The sequence below is a fragment of the Bacillus sp. PDNC022 genome, assembly GCF_016919285.1.
Classification (GTDB): Bacteria; Bacillota; Bacilli; order Bacillales; family Bacillaceae; genus Bacillus; species Bacillus safensis.
Genome location: NZ_CP070345.1, coordinates 433248 through 453244, shown reverse-complemented (window position 1 = coordinate 453244; position 19997 = coordinate 433248). Strand labels below are relative to the sequence as shown.

Sequence of the window (19997 nt, the reverse complement as noted above, 5' to 3'; positions counted from 1 at the left end):
ACATGTACCTAGACATTATAATATAAGCCTAGTGTGAGGTCAACTAAGTGATTTGGAAATATATTTTCGTCATGAGCAGGTAGACAAGTCCATATATTCATTGGTAAGAGGAGGACTTTTCTATGATGGCGATCATTTATTTTTGTGCACTTATTTTCATTTTTCTATGGTCAATGGGTTTGCTGAGGAAAGGATTAATGGCGCTTGCGTCGTCTCGTATTGAGAAATCACTTCTTCTCTTTACAGATCACCCGGTAAAAGCATTCTTGGTCAGCATTGTGTTTACAGGGGTTCTACAAAGCAGTTCTGCTTTTATGGTTATCGTCATTGGCTTTGTCAGTACTGGCATTCTCTCTTTTAAAAAATCGATCCCAATGATTCTTGGAACCAATATCGGCTCAACGTTTACGACTGAATTTATCGCCATTAAAATGGACGTGTTTATGTGGGTTTTGATCATAGCCGGTCTTGTATTTATCCTTTTTGGCAGGACATCTATTAGATATGCAGGTAAAAGTTTATTTGGACTCGGGATGATCTTTTTTTGCATACAAGGCTTCTCAAAAATTGCAGGGATGATGACAAGCCAGCCTGAGACATTGCGTTTTCTTGAAATGATGCAACATTCAGACTGGACAGCGCTGCTTTCGGGTACCATTTTCACAGCAATAGTTCATTCGAGCTCAGTCTGTATCGGTATTTTAATGGGATTTATGAATGAGGGAACTGTGGCACTTCAGGAAGGCATCAGCTTTGTGTTAGGGTCCAATATTGGGACATGTATTACGGCTGTGATGGCTGCGATATCCGGCGGCTACGCAGCACGTCAAACGGCTTATGCACACGTCGTATTTAATGTACTCGGGGTTCTTTTATGCCTCCCGTTTCTCGCCCTAATCACAGAGGTTGTCGCCCTTCTCGCAAGCTCTCCTGCCCAGCAGATAGCGCATTTCAGCCTGCTGTTTAATGTGGCAAGCTCTCTCCTCTTCTTCCCATTCATACGCCCTTTTCACGCATTGATCTTGTGTCTCATGCCGAATCAGACAAAATAAAAGAAACCGGCTTGCCCTTTTGGGTGCCGGTTTCTTTTATCTATTATGAGGTCATTCTCACTTTGTCTGGCTGCACATCATCGCTGATGCGAACGAATTGTCCTTCGTTATAAGGATAGCCCGCTTTCGTAATTTTCACTTTGACCAGACGTCCGATCATGTCCTCTGTTCCTTCGAAAACAACCTTCATATAGTTATCGGTATAACCAACATAAAGATTGTGGTTTCCTTCTTGTTCTTTGAAGGATTCTTCCGGAATAATCTCTAGCACATCACCCTCATATGCTGATGCATACTCTTTCGCAAGCTGGTCAGATAGAGCGATCAAACGGTGGACACGTTCGTTTTTCACATTTTCATCCACTTGATCTTCCATTCTTGCAGCTGGCGTGCCTGTACGTTTGCTGTAAGGGAATACGTGCAGCTCAGAGAATTGATGGTCTTTGACAAAATTGTACGTTTCCAAGAACTCTTCTTCTGTTTCCCCAGGGAATCCAACGATCACATCAGAGGTGACAGCAAGTCCAGGCAATGCTTTTTTCAGCTTTGTTAAACGCTCTGCAAAGAATTCCATCGTATATTTACGGCGCATTCTTTTTAGCACAGTATTTGAACCAGATTGAAGCGGAATGTGTAAGTGTCTGACAATTTTATCTGACTGATCAAGCACTTCAATCACTTCATCTGTAATTTGACTTGCTTCAATAGATGAAATACGGATTCGTTTTAAGCCAATGACACGTTTGTCTAATTCTTTTAGAAGCTTTGCAAAGTTATAATCCTTTAAGTCTTCTCCGTATCCGCCTGTGTGAATACCTGTGAGCACAATTTCTTTATAGCCCGCATCAACAAGCTGCTGCGCTTGATTGATGACCTCTTCTGGATCACGAGAACGAAGAAGGCCGCGCGCCCAAGGAATAATGCAGAATGTACAGAAATTGTTACAGCCTTCTTGGATTTTTAATGAAGCGCGCGTTCTGTCTGTGAAGGCAGGAACATCAAGTTCTTCAAACACACGGGCTTTCATGATATTACCAACACCGTTGATCGGCTGTCTTTCTCTGCGGTATTCTTCAATATAACCTAGTAATTTATGTCGGTCCTGTGTTCCAACCACAATATCAACACCAGGAATCGCCATGATTTCTGCTGGTGATGTTTGCGCATAGCAGCCTGTTACACAAATGACACCATCCGGGTTATGACGAATGGCTCTTCTAATGACTTGGCGGCTTTTCTTATCGCCTGTATTCGTGACCGTACATGTATTAATGACATATACGTCTGCTTTTGATTCATACTCTTTTCTTTCATAGCCAGCTTCTTTAAACAGCTGCCAGATCGCCTCAGTTTCATAGTGATTGACCTTACAGCCAAGTGTATGGAACGCTACTGTTCCCATCATGATTCACCTCTTAATAACTCTGTTTGATAAGATATAGCAGAAAGCGCATATAAAGGAGCAGTTTCCGTTCTTAAAATGCGTGGTCCAAGCCCGCAAATGACTGCACCAAGCGTTTCAAGTTCTTCAATCTCCTTTTCTGCCAAACCGCCTTCAGGCCCAAAAACCACTAGCAAGGTTTGTCCGCCTTTCATCTGTTGAAGCACAGTTTGAAAGCTGCTTTGCTCTCCTTCTTTCGATGATTCTTCGTATGCAACGACACATTTATCGAATTCACCAGCTAATTGCGTCAGCTCTTTAAACGTTGATACTGAATAAACACGCGGAATGATATTCCGGTAGGACTGCTCGGCTGCTTCTTTCGCAATTTTCTCCCAGCGCTCTCGTTTTTTATGTGACTTTTTTTGGTCAAGCTTTGTAATAGAACGAGCCGCTTGAAACGGAATAAAAGCACTTGCGCCAAGCTCTGTGCCTTTTTGGATAATGAGCTCAAGCTTATCTCCTTTTGGAAGACCGCTTGCAATCGTCACCCTAATCGGAAGTTCTCTGTCCTGATTTGTCCAGCTTTCAAGGTGACAAATCACTTCTTCCTTTGTTATTGTATCAATTTTACTGAGCGCTTCAAAGCCGTCTGTCGTTAAACAAAGGATTTCCTGCCCTGCTTTCATCCGCATGACATTGGAAAGATGATGTACATCTTCACCTTTTATAACGATGGCTCCCTTTGTGGTCACTTCTTCTTTCGTGAGGTCGATAAAATATCGTTGCATACGTGTCCTGACACCTACTCGCTTTATTTTTTCGCTATAATGCTGACCCAATCTTCCATTGACAGCACTTCAACAATATCAAAACCTGCTTCTTCTAATGCTGTTTTGACTTGTAATTTCTTTTGTCCAATGATGCCTGATGTAATGAAATAGCCATCTTTCTTCAATAGGTCATAGGCTTGATCTGTAAAGCGCAAAATCACTTCTGCCAAAATGTTGGCGACAATCACATCACGCTCACCTGAAATCCCATCAAGCAAGTTGTTTTGTTTGACCGTCACTTGTTCACTTACACCATTTAATTCGATGTTTTGCTTCGCACTTTCTACCGCAACGGTGTCGAGATCAAAGGCTTGAATATCCTTTGCACCAAGCATTGCTGCTGCCACACTTAAAATTCCAGAGCCTGTTCCAACATCAATCACCGTATCGTTTTCCTTCACATAGCGCTCAAGCGCCTGAATGCAGAGGACGGTTGTTGGATGCGTACCTGTTCCAAATGCCATTCCAGGGTCCATTTCAATAATCAGTTCATCAGAATGAACCGGTGTATATTCTTCCCACGTTGGAACGATGGTGAATTTTTCAGAGATTTTCACAGGATGATAGTATTTCTTCCATGCGGTGGCCCATTCTTCCTCATTTACTTCACAAATTGACAGTGTATTGCGTCCAAGGTCAATATCGTATAGAAGAAGGTTGTTGATGGCTTCTTTGATCTCATCTACCGTTTCCATCAAAAAGCTGTTCATTGGAAGATAGGCTTTGACAATGACACCTTCCTCCGGATAGTCATTCGGATCGAGCTGGTAGATCTCACCGTATACATTTTCACGTTCCTTGACTAAATCAAGCGGATCCTCAATCACGACACCACTTGCACCTGCTTCATGCAAAATATTGGTGATTGGTTCCACCGCTTCATTTGTTGTATGGACGCTAATTTCTGACCACTTCAATACTACCAACTCCTTATCCGTCTTACTCGCCTTTAAATGCGCGTTTTACCTTATCGAAGAAGCTCATTTCTTGTTCGTCCGGTTTATTTCCGCTCACTTCAGCAAATTTTCTAATGATATCTTTTTGATTGTCTGTTAAATTTGTCGGTGTGACGACTCGTACAACGATATGCTGATCGCCTTGGCCGTAGCCGCGTACATTTTTTACACCTTTACCTTTGAGTCTAAACTTCGTGCCAGTTTGGGTGCCAGCAGGAACTTTTAATTTTACTTTTCCGTGTAATGTCGGCACTTCAATTTCGTCACCTAATGCAGCTTGGGCAAAGGTGAGCGGCATCTCGCAGTAAATGTCATCTCCATCACGTTCGAAGAATTCATGCGCACGCACATGGAACACAACGAATAGATCGCCTGGAGGGCCTCCATTTACACCTGGTTCTCCTTGACCAGACACTCTGAGCTGCTGGCCATCATCAACACCTGCAGGGATCGTCACGTTAATTTTCTTACGCTTACGCACTTTGCCAGAACCGCCGCATGTTGAACATTTATGATCAATTTGTTTCCCTGTTCCGCTGCAGTAGTTACATACTCTGCGGTTGACCACTTTACCAAATGGGGTTGACTGCTCAACGTTTAATTGACCAGAACCGCCGCAATGTGAACAGGTTTTCGCCTGCGTCCCAGGCTTCGCACCTGATCCATGACATGTTTCACACGATTCTTCACGAGGGATTTCAATCGTTGCTTCTTTTCCAAATGCCGCTTCTTCAAACGAAAGCGTCATTGTATATTGCAGATCCGCTCCTTGGCGCGGTGCATTTGGATCTCTTCTTCTGGCCCCGCCGCCAAAAATACTAGAGAAGATGTCATCAAAGCCGCCGAAGCCGCCAAAGTCTCCTCCTCCGCCAAAACCGCCGCCGCCAAAGCCTTGGTTTGGATCGGTATGACCGAACTGGTCATAATGCGAACGTTTTTGATCATCAGAAAGGGTTTCATAGGCTTCTTTTACTTCTTTGAATTTCTCATCTGAGCCAGCTTCTTTATTAATATCAGGGTGATACTTTTTTGAAAGCTTGCGGTATGCCTTTTTGATTTCGTCCTTTGAGGCGCTCTTACTTACGCCAAGCACTTCATAGTAATCACGCTTACTCATCTCTTCACACTCCCGATTTTCTCACATAAATACGATTGTATCATTTTGATTTAACCTTTTTCAATTCCTTTCATCGTTGAAAAGAAAAAAAGTCAAAGCCAAGAGATCCTGACTTTGACTTTCTGACGAGTACGTTTCAGCAGTCTTTTTCAAAAGTAAAGGTGATTATTTTTTCTCTTGATCGTCGTTTACTTCTTCGTATTCTGCATCCACTACATTGTCATCTGCTTTTTGAGCACCTTCAGCGCCTTCTTGCTGAGCTTGTGCTTGTTTTGCAGCTTCTTCATAGAGCTTTGTCGTTAATTCTTGAACGATTGTTTGCAACTCATCTTTTTTCGCTTTGATGTCTTCAAACTCGCCTTTTTCGATCGCAGCTTTTAGCGCATCTTTCGCGTCATTTGCTTTTTTCACTTGCTCTTCATCGATTTTGCCTTCTAGATCTTTTAATGTTTTTTCAGTTGTAAACACTAATTGATCTGCTTCGTTGCGCACTTCGATTTCTTCTTTTTTCTTCGCATCTGCTTCAGCATTTTCTTCAGCTTCTTTGACCATTTTTTCGATCTCATCATCAGAAAGACCTGAAGAAGATTTGATTGTGATGTTTTGCTCTTTGCCTGTACCCATATCTTTCGCACGTACGTTGACAATACCATTTTTATCGATATCAAAAGATACTTCAATTTGCGGTACGCCGCGTGGTGCTGGCGGGATATCAGTCAATTGGAAGCGGCCTAATGTTTTGTTATCTGCAGCCATCGGGCGCTCACCTTGTAAGACATGGATGTCTACAGCTGTTTGGTTGTCAGCAGCCGTTGAGAATACTTGAGATTTACTTGTTGGAATTGTTGTATTGCGTTCAATCAGCTTCGTGAATACGCCGCCCATTGTTTCAATTCCTAAAGAAAGTGGTGTTACGTCAAGAAGAACAACGTCTTTGACATCCCCTGTGATGACTCCACCTTGGATCGCTGCACCAAGTGCAACTACTTCATCCGGGTTTACACCTTTATGAGGCTCTTTGCCTGTTTCTTTTTTGATTGCTTCTTGTACTGCAGGAATACGAGTTGATCCACCTACAAGGATGACTTTATCAATCTCGCTAGCAGATAAACCAGCATCTTTTAGTGATTGACGTACAGGTGTCATTGTGCGCTCTACAAGATCTGCAGAAAGCTCTTCGAATTTAGCACGCGTTAACGTTAATTCAAGGTGAAGAGGTCCTGCTTCTCCAGCTGTGATAAATGGCAGTGAGATTTGTGTAGAAGATACACCAGAAAGATCTTTTTTCGCTTTTTCAGCAGCATCTTTTAAACGCTGAAGCGCCATTTTATCTTTAGAAAGATCAATGCCATTTTCTTTTTTGAATTCAGCCACTAGGTGATCAATGATGACTTGGTCAAAATCGTCTCCACCTAGACGGTTGTCCCCAGCAGTTGAGCGCACTTCAAAGACGCCGTCTCCAAGTTCAAGAACTGATACGTCAAATGTACCGCCGCCAAGGTCGTATACAAGAATTGTTTGATCTTCATCTGTTTTATCTAAACCATATGCAAGTGCAGCTGCTGTTGGTTCGTTGATGATACGTTCTACTTCAAGACCAGCAATTTTACCAGCATCTTTCGTAGCTTGACGTTCTGCATCGTTGAAGTAAGCAGGAACTGTGATAACAGCTTTTGTTACTTCTTCGCCAAGATAGCCTTCAGCGTAAGATTTAAGGTGCTGAAGAATAATCGCAGAGATTTCCTGCGGTGTATAGTTCTTGCCTTCAACTTCTACTTTATAATCTGTACCCATATGTCTTTTAACAGACATGATCGTGTTCGGGTTTGTAATTGATTGACGTTTTGCTACTTCACCCACTTGGCGCTCTCCGTTTTTAAAAGCGACAACAGATGGTGTTGTACGTGCTCCTTCAGCGTTTGCAATGACTTTTGGCTCGCCGCCTTCAAGTACTGCAACACATGAGTTTGTTGTTCCTAAGTCAATCCCAATGATTTTACTCATATTCGATGACCTCCCATTATGTAGTTATTGATTTACTTTTACCATTGATGGACGAATAACTCGGTCTTTGAGTTTATAGCCCTTTTGCAATTCTTCTACAACGATATTTGAATCGTAGTTTTCATCTTCAACTTGCATGACGGCTTGATGAAGGTTTGGATCGAACTCTTTGCCGACAGCTTCAATTGGTTCTACGCCTTCATTTTTCAACGCATCTACCAGCTGGCGGTAAACCATTTGCATTCCTTCTAACAAACTTTTCGTCTGCTCATTGTCTGGATCAATTCCAAGCGCTCTTTCAAAGTTATCAAGAGCTGGGAGAAGATCACTGACAACATGTTGAGAACGATATTTTTGCACGGTCTCCACTTCAGTTCGAGCACGGCGTTTATAGTTTTCAAAATCTGCTTGAACACGCAGAATTTTGTTTTCTTTTTCATCTAGAAGCTGCTGCAATTCATCGATTTTTTCTTGGAAGGCAGACTGTTCATCATGTGTTACTTCCTCAGTATCTGCTTGAACTGCTTCTTCTTGTGCTTCAACCTCTGCTTCATGCTCAGGTGTCTGTTTTTCTTCTGACATTGTGTTCACCTCCCTCAAAAGATTCAAAAATACGAAGGGGCTGTGCCCCTATCTTTTATCACCCTACTCATCATACAAATTGGAAAGTGCGTTTGACAAGTCTTTTGATACATGATGCAAGAGACTGACAACCCTGCCATAATCCATACGGGTTGGACCGATGACGGCAATGGAGCCGAGTGATTTTTGATCAATCGAATAAGTAGCTGTGATTAAGCTGCAGTTCTCCATCGCTTCCAAATTGTTTTCTGAACCGATTTTAATGGTGATTCCTTGCTGATTTGGATGAAACAGCTGCATGACATCATTCTTTTGCTCAATAAGCATCATAAGTGAACGGATGCGGTCAATGTCATGAAACTCCGGCTGATTCAACATATTAATCTTCCCGCCAAAGAAAAGTTTTGATTCATTTTGAGTCGATGTAAATGTATTGCCGAGCGCATCTAAAATATGATCATAATCTTTTAAATGCGTACGAAGAAGCATGACAACTTCTTTATACATTCTGTCCTTCAGCTGATCCATAGGAACTCCGGCTAGGCGGCTGTTTAAAATATTCATCAGCTTCTCAATATCGGAGACATCGAGGTGCTCAGAGAAGGTAATGGTTTTGTTTTCAACATGTCCGCTGTCTGTAATCATGATCGCCACTGCTTTGTTTGGCTGAACAGGGACAAGCTGAATTTGCTTTAATCGATTTTCACTTAGCTTTGGACCAAGCACAATCGATGTATAATTTGTGAGATCTGATAAAATTTCCGCCGATTTTTGAACTGTCTTTTCCAGCTCAAAAATTTTCTCCTGAAAGGCCGACTGGATGAGCACAAGCTCTTTAGACGACAGTTTTCGCGGAGAGAGCAAATGATCTACATAATAACGATATCCTTTTTCGGAAGGAATTCTTCCTGATGAAGAATGGGTCTTTTCAATAAAACCAAGTTCCTCCAAATCAGCCATTTCGTTTCTAATCGTTGCAGAGCTGAATGTAATGTCTTCTTTTTTAGAAAGAGTCCTTGATCCAACTGGCTGCGCCGAACGAATAAAGTCATTAATGATGACTTGCAGAATCAAAAGCTGACGATTTGTTAACATCATCATCACCCCTGTTAGCACTCTCTTTCAACGAGTGCTAATTGTATAAACAAAATTACCAAACTCAAATTAAAATGTCAATTATAACTCACCGAGAAACGCTTGAAATACTTCATTTCCTAACAATTTTCCTTTTCTTGTTAAACGAATCCCATTGTCATCTTTTACAATGAGGCCTTTTTCTTCTAAATCTTCAAGAACAGTGGAAAAAAGTGCTTCTGGCGCAGCACCATATTTCGCTTGGAAATCGGCACTTTTCACCCCTTCAATCTTTCGAAGGCCTAAAAACATTTCTTCTTCTATCTGCTCTTCTTTTGTGACCTGGTGTGTTTCCTTATACGGGAACCCTGTTTGGTCAATCAGCTCCAAATAATGTTTCACCGGCCCTGCGTTCACATTTCGGATGCCATCTACATACCCGTGTGCACCTGCACCAAAACCGAAGTAATCTTCATTGCTCCAATAGGTTAGGTTATGCTGGCTCTCAAAGCCAGGTTTGGCGTAATTACTAATCTCGTACTGCTTTAATCCATGGCTCTCCATTTCATCCATCACAAGCTCATACATTTCAGCCTCACGTTCTTGCGGCGGTAAATGAAGTTTTCCTTTTTGCATTAAGTTGTAAAAAACGGTTTTCGGCTCGACGATGAGTGAGTAAACCGAATAATGCTCTGCCCCCAGCGAGAATGCCGTCTCAAGTGAATTCATCACATGATGCTTTTCTTGATGCGGCAAGCCAAACATGAGATCGAGGCTAATATTGTCAAATCCAACCGCTCTAGCTCGCTCAAAGGACGTAAGGACATCCTTCTTTTGATGAACTCGTCCGATTTTTTTGAGTAAATCGTCTTCAAAGGTTTGAACGCCAAAGCTCAGCCTATTCACACCGGCTGCCTTTAGCACTTGCAGTTTCTCAAGAGATAATTCGTCTGGATTTGCTTCTACTGCAAATTCAATCAGGTTTTTTGTCGGTTTTAATACGCGGTGAATGCTGTTCATGAGCTTGTCTAACTGGCTGACAGTCAGTGATGTCGGGGTTCCCCCGCCAATAAAAATCGTCTTTAGTTCCTGCTCGCCTTTTTGCTCGATCGTGTGCTGCATCTCTTTTTCAAGAGCCGCTAAGTATTCATCGACTGGCTGCGTTTTAATGAAAAATTTATTGAAATCACAATAGTGGCAAATGTGCTCACAAAATGGAATGTGAATGTATGCTGCTTTCATTTGATGACACCTTCTTTACAGGTAAAGAGCCGCAGTTTATCGCTGCGGCGCCTTTGTTTGTTTTCGACTATAAACGTCAAGGCGGACATTGTAAAGCAGGTTGCCTTGAGGATGTTATTTTTTCGGTGTGCTGTCGTCCATCTTCAGCACGGCCATAAATGCTTCTTGCGGGACTTCAACAGAGCCCACTTGCTTCATGCGCTTTTTCCCTTCTTTTTGCTTCTCAAGAAGCTTTCTTTTCCGGGAAATATCTCCGCCATAACATTTAGCAAGTACATTTTTACGCATCGCTTTAATGGTGGAACGAGCAACGATTTTTTGACCGATTGCTGCTTGAATCGGTACTTCAAAGTGCTGGCGAGGAATCAGTTCTTTTAGCTTTTCTACGATGATCTTGCCTCGTTCATATGCGTAATCGCGGTGAACGATAAAGGAAAGGGCATCGATTTTTTCGCCATTCAGCATGATATCCATCTTCACCAGCGTAGATGGACGGTAGCCAATCAGCTCATAATCAAAGGACGCATAGCCTTTTGTGCTGGACTTTAGCTGATCAAAGAATTCGTATACGATCTCTGCCAAAGGAATTTCGTACACAATGCTCACGCGGTTCGCATCAAGATACTGCATATCAATGAAATGTCCGCGCTTTCCTTGGCAAAGCTCCATCACAGAGCCTACATAATCATTCGGCACCATCATTGTTGCTTTTACGTAAGGTTCTTCAATTCGCTCAATCTTTTGCGGATCAGGCAGATTGGACGGGTTATCTACGACGATTTTTTCTCCATCTGTCATATACACATCGTAAATAACACTTGGTGCTGTCGTAATCAGATCAATTTTAAATTCACGTTCAATCCGTTCTTGGATGATTTCCATATGAAGCATTCCAAGGAACCCGCAACGGAAACCGAAGCCAAGTGCTTGGGATGTCTCTGCCTCATATTGAAGTGAAGAATCATTAAGTTCAAGCTTTTCTAATGCTTCACGTAAATCGTTGTATTTCGCTGTATCAATTGGATAAAGTCCGCAGTACACCATTGGGTTTAGCTTTCTGTATCCTGGCAGTGCTTCTTTCGCAGGGTTCTCCGCACTAGTGATCGTATCCCCCACACGTGTATCACCGACATTTTTAATCGCAGCGGTTAGGTAGCCAACATCTCCAACGGTGAGTTCGTCTGTTGGCATGGCTTTTGGTGTGAAAACGCCGACTTCAAGCACTTCAAATTCTTTACCCGTCGCCATCATTTTAATTTTCTGACCAGGTTTGACGGTTCCTTCAACAATTCGTATGTACGCAATAACGCCGCGATACGCATCGTAGAGAGAATCAAAAATAAGGGCTTGAAGTGGTGCTTCTGGATCTCCAGCGGGAGCTGGCACCTTTTCAACGATTTGTTCTAAAATATCCTCGATTCCAATACCCGCCTTAGCAGAGGTGAGAACAGCTTCAGACGCATCCAACCCGATGACATCTTCAATTTCTTCTCTTACACGCTCAGGCTCTGCACTTGGCAGATCGATTTTATTGATAATCGGAAGAATTTCTAAGTTGTTATCAAGAGCTAAATAAACGTTCGCAAGTGTCTGTGCTTCAATTCCTTGTGCTGCATCTACTACGAGAATCGCACCCTCACAGGCAGCTAGGCTTCGAGATACCTCATAGGTGAAGTCGACATGCCCTGGTGTATCAATCAGGTGCATGATATATTCTTCTCCATCCTTCGCCTTATACTTCAGCTGGACAGAGTTTAATTTAATCGTTATGCCGCGTTCACGCTCTAAATCCATGGAATCAAGCAATTGTTCTTTCATTTCCCGTTGAGTAATCGCCGCTGTTTTTTCCAAAATACGGTCCGCCAATGTGGATTTCCCATGGTCAATATGGGCGATAATGGAGAAATTTCGAATTCTTGATTGCCGTTCTAATCGTTTTTCTTTATCTGTCACAATCTATCACTCCTACTATAAAACGCGGGTTGCGCTAGGTTAGATTATATCAATAGGGCTGTAAAGATTCAATCGAAATCAAGAAAAGCCGCTCATCGGTCAGCGGCTTTGATCAAAAGAGTGATATCTCATGAAATTCGTTTATTTCCCATTTACCCAATCATAAAGAGAACGGGCTGCATGTGTCATGCCATCAGACAGGGCTTTTCCTGCCTTGGAAAAGGCATTAAAGCCCTCTATTTCCTCGAGCTGCTTCTGTTTTTCGGCAAGATCCTTTTCTGTAACAGCCGTTCCTAAGATAGAAGCTTCCTTTTCTTCATCGTCGTTCATTTGAATGGAGAAAGCCCCTTTTAATTGCGGATCATGGTAACCCTTCATTTGCAGCATGCCATTATTCGCTTGCTGCATTCCTAAAAAGACACCAAACAGCAAGACCAATCCTAAAATAATGGTTTTTCCAATAAATGAGCCCATATCCGTCACCACCTTAAGAGCGTTTTTTCTCATCCTTTGCTTTGCCATCCACCTTTTCCGCGTCCCAGAAAATGTCGCTGAACACATCAGCTGCTGCATTGGATGCATTTCTTAATTCTTCCATATTATTGTCCACTCCGCCAAATTCTAAAAGAAGGGCTTTGTCGGATAAATCTTGATTATAGATTCCATTATCGCCAATTTCTCCTTTGGCAAACACACCGACACTAAGACCTTTATATTTTTTCTCCATCAAATGGTGGAACTCTGTCGCAAGCTTCAAGTTTTTCTCATAGCTTTGGTTCTTCTTCCCAACAACAAACGCAATTCTCGCATATTTCTTCCCTTTGATTTCGACAGTCGTATCTTTCTTTCTTCTAGAGTCCCGGTGAATATCAATTAAATAATCGAGGTCATCATTTTTCGCTATGGCTTCTTTCACGACCAATCTTGATTCATTGTAAGACTGCGGATACTTTAATCCTTTTTTCACCAGCCTTTTTTCAATTTCGGTTTTGTCGACTGTATTGCCGATTCCTTGCTGATCAAGTGCTTTTCCAAACATGTCACCGACAAGGGTGACATTCACTTTTGAGTGCCGTGCATTATTTGGATTCGTTTCTCCTTTTAAAAATGGTAAATATGATTCCGTGTTATGTGTGTGATAAATGTACACAGCTTTTCGTTTTCCTGTTGACCGGTCCGGTTCTTTGGCAGGCTTTTTCGGTGTATCATCATCGAGCTTGTCCAGCTCAGCCAAATTTGCTTCTTTTTCATCTTGGATCACTTCACTAGGCGGCGGCGATTCCATTGGCATATTGGTATAGTCTGTTCCTTCACCAGCTAAGATGATTTTTGTATCAAAATGTTCAAAGCCTGGGAGTTCTCTTCCTAGGAAACTGCGCGGGTCTTCTAAATTAATACTGGTTGCAAGCTTCAGTGACAGCCCAGAGAAATGAAATCCTTTTTGATCTTTTGGGACTGCTGAGGCGAAATATTGGTTTTCCATGCCCATTAATGTGGCAAAAAATGCGCCAGAGAGCTCATCTGCTACACCATATAACGAGGCTTGCGGCCTCAACTCGGGTTTTAAAGAGGTCAAAGCCCCTGATATCACAAACACCACAACAAGAGAGGCAATAAATAAGAAAATGCTTTTTACTACTTTCGTTCCATTAATCGCAACGACCAACTGTCGAGGACGGCGGGGTCTTTTTTTCATGATTTACTCCCTCCAGCACGCTTTCTAGTAATTACACTATGAGCGAGCTAGAGAAAGTAGAACCGATTAATGATTATATGAACCCATGTTATCTTGCGTGATTTTTTGATGAAGCGCTGTGTTTAATCCGTTGGCAAGTACGTTTGCCATATCATCAATGAATGTATCTACTTCCTTAGGCGTGACCATTAAATTTTGCCCCAGCGGCGCAAGCACTTCGTGGATCAGCTGCCTTTTCTCTTCTTCAGGAAGGGTTCCTACGATGCCTAAGAATGATTGACGCGTTTCCTCATCTGGCAAGTCTTCTTCGTTTAGCACTTTTTTCTTCCCGAATGTCAAACCAGCCGGCACAAGAGAGCGGGATGGTCTATCATCTTTCAGTTCTCTACCAAAATGCTTTAAGACATAATCAATTGTGTCACTTGCAATGGTTACTGCATCCACCACTGTCGGAACGCCAATCGCAATCACTGGAATTCCCAATGTTTCTTTGCTTAATTCTTTTCGCTTATTCCCTACACCAGAACCGGGATGGATTCCTGTATCAGAAATTTGAATGGTTGTATTCACTCGTTCCACCGCACGAGCAGCAAGGGCATCGACCGCAATGACAAAATCAGGCTTAGACCGCTCAATCACGCCTTGGATAATGTCACTTGTTTCAATACCGGTCAGTCCCATCACCCCTGGAGACAAAGAGGATACCGGGCGATAGCCTTCCTGAACATTTTCCGGCTGCAATTCAAAGAGATGGCGAGTCACAAGCAGGTTTTCAACTGTGAGAGGGCCTAATGCATCTGGCGTGACATTCCAGTTTCCCAGTCCTACTACAAGACAGCTTGCATCAGCCTGAATGCCTCTGTCTTTTAGAAACTGAGCAAAATGATGGGCAAAGACTTCAACGACTTTTTCTTGCATCTCAGAATCTTTCTCCCGAATGCCTTGTGCCTCAAACGTCAAGTATGTCCCTGCCTTTTTGCCGGTCAGCTCCTCCCCTTCTTTCGTGATTTCCACAGTACGTATGCGGATGCCTTGCTCTTCTTTTTCCTTTTCGACAATCCCTTGGATCCCGTCCTTTTTGACGACATTCGGATCGTTCTCTTGTTCTAGTATCTCTTTTGTTTCAACAGCGAGGTCTGTCCGGATTTGATAAACGCTTAAATCAAGTTTTTGTTTCTCCATAAAAAGACTCCTTCCACCAAGTAATTAACAGTAGTCTTTCCATCTCTTTAAAGAAACATTCGAGCACGTCATCAATGAAAAATACTTTACATTTATATTGCATTCTAAAGGTGTGTTTGATAGAATACAATTTGTTCTATTGTGAAGATTTAACCTTAAGACAATTGTGTTTAGGTTGTATCTTAGGAGGTGAAACACATGCCAAATATTAAATCAGCGATCAAACGTACAAAAACGAATAACGAACGCCGTGCACATAACGTAACTATCAAGTCTGCGATGCGTACTGCGATTAAACAAGTTGAAGTTTCTGTAGCTAACAACGATGCTGAGCAAGCAAAAGCTGCTCTTGCTTCTGCTGCAAAACGCATTGACAAAGCCGTTAAAACTGGTCTTGTACACAAAAACGCAGCTGCGCGTTACAAATCAAGACTTGCTAAACAAGTAAACGGACTTTCTGCATAATGTTTGCAACGCCTCAGTGATGAGGCACCTGTTTAACTGTACGTCCGTCCTGACCGGCCCTGCCATAAGGACAGACTGGCAATTATACATTTAACAAAAACGACCCTCTTTTTAGAAGGTCGTTTTTTTATGTTCAAGCGCCTAACAATCGAAGCAGAAACAATTCTAACAGCAGCTGCTTGTCCTTTTTACCCGTCTTCATTTCATAATCAATCGTTGAAAGCTCTTTGACGATCTGCTTGAGCTCTTCTTCTGAAAACAATCTTGCCTGATCCATCGCAAGTTTGACCCTGAATGGGTGGACTTTTAGATTTGAAGCAATTTGTTTTTGTCCATATCCTTGCTGAGCGAAGTACTTCGTCTGCAAAATCAACCGAAATTGAGTTGAAATGAGTGCTAATATTTTAATGGGTTCCTCATTTTGCTTTAGCAGGTCATAAAACATCTGCATGGCCTCAGAGCGGCGTCTGTTTACAATTTGATTAATCAGCTCGAAAATATTTTGCTCTAAGCTTCTGGCAACGAGCTGATTGACATCCGCTAACTCAATTTCCTCCCGCTCTCCAATATATGTACTAAGCTTACGAATCTCTTGGAATAAAGAGGATAGACTCCCGCCGCATAGCATCACAAGCTGCTCAGCCGCTTCAGATGTTATCATCTTTCCTTCTGTCTTCACCAGTGTGATGGTGAAATCAGTTGTTTCTTTCGGGTTTAACTCTTTCGCCTCAACGACAGCAGCTTTCTTTTTTAGCAATTTGGTGATTTTTTTACGCTCGTCCAGCTTTTCATATGGTGCTAATAACACGAGAATGGTATAGGGCGCTGGCTTTTCTAAATATGCTTCTAACACAGAAAGCTCATGCTCGATCTTTTCCTTTTTCTTTTCAGCTGTAAGAAAATAAGGATTCTTGATCACGACGAGACGTCGTTCTCCCATAAAAGGAAATGTTTCTGCATCCGTCACAGCCTGTTCAAGCGGCACCTCTTCCATATCGAAGATGGAGTAATTAAAGTCCTTCGTTTCTTCGTCTACAACAGCTTGTCTCAATTTAGCAGCGGTTTCTTGCAGTAAATATGTTTCTTTCCCATATAAGCAATAAACGGGATGGATATCCCCTCGTTTTAAATTGTTCCATACATCAAAGACCATCAATTGAATCCCTCTCTTTCACTTCCTCCTCTATCCTAAAGTGTGTGAAGACATTAGTAAAGAGGAAGCTGAAAGTGCCGCCTCCTCATTTATAGTAAACGTCCGGCGCAAGCTCCCGGGTCAGCCTGCTGTCAGACGATATTCATAAAATGATCATGAAAATGGAAAACGGTTACTTTACCTTCTAGCAATTCCAAATGAGTTCAAGTATACTAAAATTAGCCAGGAGGGATGAAAATGAATGAATTTGAAAAAAATGTTCAAAGCAAGCGGAATGATGTGACCGACTCAGCTGTTGGTTTTATCGTCACATTCGGATTTTTCGCCTCAATGTTTATTTTGGCAACCATTATACACCTCGTTGGATCTTAACTTCATGAAGGTTACATGACTGCCATTTTGGCAGTTTTTTTATTGATTTTGTAAGATATCATATGGAGGATGAGTGTAAAACGTTCCTTGCTTATCAAGAAATTCATACGTCACGCTCCCATCGATATCTGTACGATACACCTTCATTTGCTGGTCCTTTAATTTTTTCAAGACTTCCTGATGCGGATGCTGATAACGATTGCGTTCACCTGCTGAAATGAGTGCATGTGAGGGCTTGAGATGCTGAAGCCATTCTTCGCTTGTTGACCCTTTACCCCCGTGATGTCCAACCTTTAAGACATCTGCCCGCAGATCAGGATAGGCTTCTATAATGTCTCGCTCTCCTTCTTGTTCAAGATCTCCAGTGAGCATAAACCGCTTCCCGCCTAGGGTAAATGTCAAAACGAGTGAATCATTATTCTTACTTGTCACTCGATCACGCGACGGATGAAGAACTTCAAATATTTGCTCTCCAATCTGAAGCTGATCTCCTCTCTCTAATTCATCAATCATAATCCCTTGATCAGCTGCTTCTTTTAACAGCTCCGCATCCTCTGGACTACGGGCAAAGCCTTTTGGTATCGCCAGCCGCTTTACTTTATTTCGCTTGATTAAACGAACCGCTTCTCCCATATGGTCTTGATCCGCATGCGTAAGAATCAGGACATCAAGTTTTGCTATACCTTTAGAATGCAGAAACGGGATCAGCGTTTGATCACCGATCGAAGATACTTTACGCCTTTTTTTCCACGGTTCTTCTTCAAAAGAAAGTCTGCCTCCTGTATCTACAAGCAGGTGCCCCTTTCGATAAGGCAGCTGAATAAACAAACTATCCCCCTGCCCTACATCCAGCATCGTAACTTCCCCTTTTTCGAAAAAATTCGGGGTGAAATAGTGTGCACTCAAAACACCAATGAGAAAAAGGATCGGCACAGCATAGGATTTCACAGAAGTTTTGCACTCCATCACAAATAACAGAACAATTAAGGCGCTCACCTCAAGAAGAATATGCCACCAAGCAGACTTCATAAAAATCAAGTTGAATCCATCAAAAACAGCCATATAGGCTGACAATTGATGACTAAGCTGAATCACCGAATCAAGCAGCTGAAACAATGTTTGTCCAAGCGGAAGATAAACGATAGTGAAAAGAAAAAAGAGTAAGGATAGTGGCATGACTACCGTCGTATAAAAAGGAACAAATATCATGTTCAAAGGAACGCTAAGCAAAGAAAATTGATGAAAATGATATAAAAGAACAGGGAGCGAAGCAAGCTGTGCAATGAAGGAAATAAGGAATAATTGCATGACTGAACTTTTTGATTTCGATAAAATCCTAGTCGATAACAAAATAAAAAACGTCACCACGAATGAAAGCTGAAATCCAATATCGAATAAATAAAGAGGATGAATTGCTAATAAGAATAAAAACGTAACGCTTAATACCACAGCTGAAGGCTGTTTCATTTCTTTTGGCAGACTAGTCATCACTAAATAGATTCCTGCCATCAGGCAAGCTCTTAAAACAGATGGTGCAGCACCTGTCAAACAAGCATAAACAGGAAGAAAGCATAATAAGAGAATACGTGCAGTCTCTCTTGTCACGCCCGCACGAAGGAGACACCAAAATAAACACGCAAGAAGCGTTTGCACATGCAATCCTGAGATCGCTAGTAAATGAATAATGCCGAGCATTTGATAATCTCTTAATGTCTCAGGGTCTATCAAATCGCGTTCTCCAAAAATAAGAGCCTGTACAATGCCCACAGAGTGTTCTGGTACATGGTCCTCTAAAAATGTCAAACCTTTTTGCCGCATCGCTTGAAGGTAATAGGAAGAACCGTCTATTTTTGTACAGTTTTTGATCGACTGTGGCAGGAAAATGGCGTCAATGCTTTTTGATTTTAAAAATTGATCGTATTGAAACCCGTTAGGAATGGTTGCTTGTTTTGCTGGACGAACATCACCTGTCATGTGACAGCTCATACCAGGTTCTACATCTTTTAATGCCTCCTTTTCACGCTCAGTTTGAATTGTATAAAAAGTGGCTAGCCGTTCATGATCTGTTGATACAGTCGCTGAAAAACGATTGCCATCTGTTTTCGGAATGCTTTCAATCACAACGGAACCGGATAGACGTTTTTCTTGTGCAGGTTGATTCGTTTCAAGAGACTCATGAACCATAAAAATGAGTGTATAGACAGCCCCGCATAGGCTGACCATTAAAAAGAGCTGAGGGACTTTTTTCAGTAGGCTGAGAAGTAATATGACGAGAAGAAAGAGAAGGAAATACATATGAAGATGATATGCAGCCAGAGCAATTCCAACAGCTGCTGAAATTGCCCCAAACGGCAAATATTTAAACATAGGAAGTAAATAGTTGATTCGCCTTCTCATGCATATCGCGAATTTCTGTTTCGCTAAGTCCTGATTCACTCAGCTTCCCAATTAAATCTGCAACAAAGGCCAATTTTTCTTGATTTTTTAAGTCGATGATCATCTCATCTAATTCAACTTGCTCTGTTTGAACACCCGCCTGCTCGAATAAATCAACGGCATATGGGTGATTTTTATAATCCTTTGCATAGTACACTGTTCGTATGCCCGCTTGAATGATGGCTTTACAGCACTGTAAACAAGGGAAATGCGTGACATATATTTCAGCATCAGCTGTAGGTGCACCAAATTTAGCACATTGTAAAATAGCGTTCATTTCTGCATGGATGGTGCGAACACAGTGATGATCAATGACATAGCATCCTACATCTGCACAATGAACGTCTCCGGCAATGGAGCCATTGTACCCCCCTGCAATAATGCGCTTGTCCCTTACGATGGTCGCCCCAACAGCTAACCGCTCACAGGTGCTTCGTAAAGCAAGCAAATGGCTTTGTGCCATAAAATATTGATTCCATGAAATTCTTTCCACGAGCTG

18 protein-coding genes are annotated in these 19997 nt (G+C 42.1%); 3 read left to right on the top strand and 15 right to left on the bottom strand.

The window, feature by feature from the left end; genetic code table 11:
• Window positions 1–122: 122 nt before the first annotated feature.
• Window positions 123–1052: a Na/Pi symporter gene (locus JVX94_RS02370; RefSeq protein ID WP_095409051.1), complete on the top strand. Its 930-nt coding sequence runs from the start codon at window positions 123–125 to the stop codon at window positions 1050–1052.
• A 43-nt stretch (window positions 1053–1095) separates the two neighbouring features.
• Here JVX94_RS02370 and mtaB read toward each other — a convergent pair whose 3' ends face one another.
• From mtaB to gpr, 12 genes are all read right to left on the bottom strand, one after another.
• Window positions 1096–2454 carry a tRNA (N(6)-L-threonylcarbamoyladenosine(37)-C(2))-methylthiotransferase MtaB gene (mtaB, locus tag JVX94_RS02365; protein ID WP_073206350.1) on the bottom strand — a complete coding sequence of 453 codons (1359 nt, stop codon included), beginning with the start codon at window positions 2452–2454 and terminating at the stop codon, window positions 1096–1098.
• On the bottom strand, window positions 2454–3224 hold the full coding sequence (locus JVX94_RS02360) for a 16S rRNA (uracil(1498)-N(3))-methyltransferase (protein WP_205184464.1): 771 nt from the start codon (window positions 3222–3224) through the stop codon (window positions 2454–2456). Before JVX94_RS02360 ends, mtaB begins: the two co-directional genes overlap by 1 nt.
• A 23-nt stretch (window positions 3225–3247) precedes the next feature.
• A complete protein-coding gene (gene prmA, locus JVX94_RS02355; protein ID WP_048238922.1) occupies window positions 3248–4183 on the bottom strand; it encodes a 50S ribosomal protein L11 methyltransferase in 936 nt (311 codons plus the stop codon).
• Between the two features lie 22 nt (window positions 4184–4205).
• Window positions 4206–5339, bottom strand: a complete 1134-nt coding sequence (gene dnaJ, locus JVX94_RS02350; protein ID WP_024427952.1) for a molecular chaperone DnaJ — start codon at window positions 5337–5339, stop codon at window positions 4206–4208.
• 165 nt (window positions 5340–5504) lie between these two features.
• Window positions 5505–7343, bottom strand: a complete 1839-nt coding sequence (dnaK, locus tag JVX94_RS02345) for a molecular chaperone DnaK (protein WP_048238923.1) — start codon at window positions 7341–7343, stop codon at window positions 5505–5507.
• Window positions 7344–7367: 24 nt separating this feature from the next.
• Window positions 7368–7925, bottom strand: a complete 558-nt coding sequence (gene grpE / locus JVX94_RS02340) for a nucleotide exchange factor GrpE (protein WP_111291680.1) — start codon at window positions 7923–7925, stop codon at window positions 7368–7370.
• 63 nt (window positions 7926–7988) lie between these two features.
• On the bottom strand, window positions 7989–9020 hold the full coding sequence (hrcA, locus tag JVX94_RS02335) for a heat-inducible transcriptional repressor HrcA (protein ID WP_003217350.1): 1032 nt from the start codon (window positions 9018–9020) through the stop codon (window positions 7989–7991).
• An 81-nt stretch (window positions 9021–9101) separates the two neighbouring features.
• Window positions 9102–10241: a radical SAM family heme chaperone HemW gene (gene hemW / locus JVX94_RS02330; RefSeq protein ID WP_144471133.1), complete on the bottom strand. Its 1140-nt coding sequence runs from the start codon at window positions 10239–10241 to the stop codon at window positions 9102–9104.
• Window positions 10242–10355: 114 nt separating this feature from the next.
• The gene (lepA, locus tag JVX94_RS02325) at window positions 10356–12194 is read right to left on the bottom strand and encodes a translation elongation factor 4 (RefSeq protein ID WP_111291682.1); all 1839 of its coding nucleotides are present in this window, start codon (window positions 12192–12194) and stop codon (window positions 10356–10358) included.
• A 141-nt stretch (window positions 12195–12335) separates the two neighbouring features.
• Window positions 12336–12668, bottom strand: a complete 333-nt coding sequence (locus JVX94_RS02320) for a YqxA family protein (RefSeq protein WP_024427951.1) — start codon at window positions 12666–12668, stop codon at window positions 12336–12338.
• 13 nt (window positions 12669–12681) lie between these two features.
• Window positions 12682–13890: a stage II sporulation protein P gene (locus JVX94_RS02315; RefSeq protein WP_205184462.1), complete on the bottom strand. Its 1209-nt coding sequence runs from the start codon at window positions 13888–13890 to the stop codon at window positions 12682–12684.
• Window positions 13891–13956: 66 nt separating this feature from the next.
• Window positions 13957–15072: a GPR endopeptidase gene (gene gpr, locus JVX94_RS02310; protein WP_024423041.1), complete on the bottom strand. Its 1116-nt coding sequence runs from the start codon at window positions 15070–15072 to the stop codon at window positions 13957–13959.
• Between the two features lie 198 nt (window positions 15073–15270).
• On the opposite strand from gpr, the gene rpsT reads away from it, so the two are divergent.
• Window positions 15271–15537 (top strand): 30S ribosomal protein S20, encoded by a 267-nt coding sequence (gene rpsT, locus JVX94_RS02305; protein ID WP_024423042.1) that lies wholly within the window; start codon window positions 15271–15273, stop codon window positions 15535–15537.
• Window positions 15538–15670: 133 nt separating this feature from the next.
• Here the strand turns inward: rpsT and holA are convergent, their stop codons facing one another.
• Window positions 15671–16690: a DNA polymerase III subunit delta gene (gene holA, locus JVX94_RS02300; RefSeq protein WP_197198268.1), complete on the bottom strand. Its 1020-nt coding sequence runs from the start codon at window positions 16688–16690 to the stop codon at window positions 15671–15673.
• 237 nt (window positions 16691–16927) lie between these two features.
• Between holA and JVX94_RS02295 the strand changes: the two genes are divergently transcribed.
• The gene (locus JVX94_RS02295; protein ID WP_012010638.1) at window positions 16928–17062 is read left to right on the top strand and encodes a YqzM family protein; all 135 of its coding nucleotides are present in this window, start codon (window positions 16928–16930) and stop codon (window positions 17060–17062) included.
• A gap of 39 nt (window positions 17063–17101) precedes the next feature.
• Here the strand turns inward: JVX94_RS02295 and JVX94_RS02290 are convergent, their stop codons facing one another.
• Both JVX94_RS02290 and JVX94_RS02285 read right to left on the bottom strand, forming a co-directional pair.
• Window positions 17102–19429 (bottom strand): DNA internalization-related competence protein ComEC/Rec2, encoded by a 2328-nt coding sequence (locus JVX94_RS02290; protein WP_205185495.1) that lies wholly within the window; start codon window positions 19427–19429, stop codon window positions 17102–17104.
• The gene (locus tag JVX94_RS02285; RefSeq protein WP_039180075.1) at window positions 19422–19991 is read right to left on the bottom strand and encodes a ComE operon protein 2; all 570 of its coding nucleotides are present in this window, start codon (window positions 19989–19991) and stop codon (window positions 19422–19424) included. Before JVX94_RS02285 ends, JVX94_RS02290 begins: the two co-directional genes overlap by 8 nt.
• Window positions 19992–19997 lie beyond the last annotated feature (6 nt).

Bases quoted from the DNA above. Each gene is read 5' to 3' on its own strand.
- JVX94_RS02370 (WP_095409051.1), top strand. From the start codon at position 123: ATGATGGCGATCATTTATTTTTGTGCACTTATTTTCATTTTTCTATGG.
- mtaB (WP_073206350.1), bottom strand. From the start codon at position 2,454: ATGGGAACAGTAGCGTTCCATACACTTGGCTGTAAGGTCAATCACTAT.
- rpsT (WP_024423042.1), top strand. From the start codon at position 15,271: ATGCCAAATATTAAATCAGCGATCAAACGTACAAAAACGAATAACGAA.
- gpr (WP_024423041.1), bottom strand. From the start codon at position 15,072: ATGGAGAAACAAAAACTTGATTTAAGCGTTTATCAAATCCGGACAGAC.
- JVX94_RS02295 (WP_012010638.1), top strand. From the start codon at position 16,928: ATGAATGAATTTGAAAAAAATGTTCAAAGCAAGCGGAATGATGTGACC.
- grpE (WP_111291680.1), bottom strand. From the start codon at position 7,925: ATGTCAGAAGAAAAACAGACACCTGAGCATGAAGCAGAGGTTGAAGCA.
- dnaK (WP_048238923.1), bottom strand. From the start codon at position 7,343: ATGAGTAAAATCATTGGGATTGACTTAGGAACAACAAACTCATGTGTT.
- JVX94_RS02290 (WP_205185495.1), bottom strand. From the start codon at position 19,429: ATGTTTAAATATTTGCCGTTTGGGGCAATTTCAGCAGCTGTTGGAATT.
- holA (WP_197198268.1), bottom strand. From the start codon at position 16,690: ATGGTCTTTGATGTATGGAACAATTTAAAACGAGGGGATATCCATCCC.
- dnaJ (WP_024427952.1), bottom strand. From the start codon at position 5,339: ATGAGTAAGCGTGATTACTATGAAGTGCTTGGCGTAAGTAAGAGCGCC.
- hemW (WP_144471133.1), bottom strand. From the start codon at position 10,241: ATGAAAGCAGCATACATTCACATTCCATTTTGTGAGCACATTTGCCAC.
- JVX94_RS02320 (WP_024427951.1), bottom strand. From the start codon at position 12,668: ATGGGCTCATTTATTGGAAAAACCATTATTTTAGGATTGGTCTTGCTG.
- JVX94_RS02360 (WP_205184464.1), bottom strand. From the start codon at position 3,224: ATGCAACGATATTTTATCGACCTCACGAAAGAAGAAGTGACCACAAAG.
- hrcA (WP_003217350.1), bottom strand. From the start codon at position 9,020: ATGTTAACAAATCGTCAGCTTTTGATTCTGCAAGTCATCATTAATGAC.
- JVX94_RS02315 (WP_205184462.1), bottom strand. From the start codon at position 13,890: ATGAAAAAAAGACCCCGCCGTCCTCGACAGTTGGTCGTTGCGATTAAT.